Source organism: Pseudomonas sp. AC463 (genome assembly GCF_979253585.1).
This window is the reverse complement of sequence record NZ_CEEDDZ010000222.1, coordinates 1-370: the sequence shown is the minus strand read 5'-3', so window position 1 is coordinate 370 and position 370 is coordinate 1. Positions and strand designations below refer to the sequence as shown.

1 protein-coding gene is annotated in these 370 nt (G+C 67.6%); it reads right to left on the bottom strand.

The window, feature by feature from the left end; all coding sequences use genetic code 11:
• Positions 1-67 precede the first annotated feature (67 nt).
• Positions 68-370 (bottom strand): response regulator (locus AC0IYH_RS29870; protein ID WP_471837702.1); only part of this gene is annotated, 303 nt, incomplete at its 5' end.

Here is a 370-nt window from a genome sequence, read left to right as displayed (position 1 = left end):
AGGCGCAGCAGCGCCAGCCTGTCAGGGGGAAAATCCGGGTATCTGGCTGGCTTCGGTTAGAAGCGGGTCACTCTGCGGCGATCTGTTCCGGCGGCGGGGCGCTCCGCAGCATCGACGCGGCGATGGCGCGTTCCAGCCCGGCGAGCGTGAACGGCTTGCGCAGGACGTGATGCTCCCCGAACTCGGCAGCATTGGCCTCTCCCGCGAAACCAGTGACGAACAGGACCGCGACGTGCGGGAACGCCTGTGCGAAGCCTGCCACCATTTCCGGTCCGGTCTGGCGCGGCATGAGGACATCGGAGATCACCAACTCGACGTGGGGGTTGCGCGCGAGCAGTTCCGGGGCGGCAAGCGGATCGCTGCACGACAC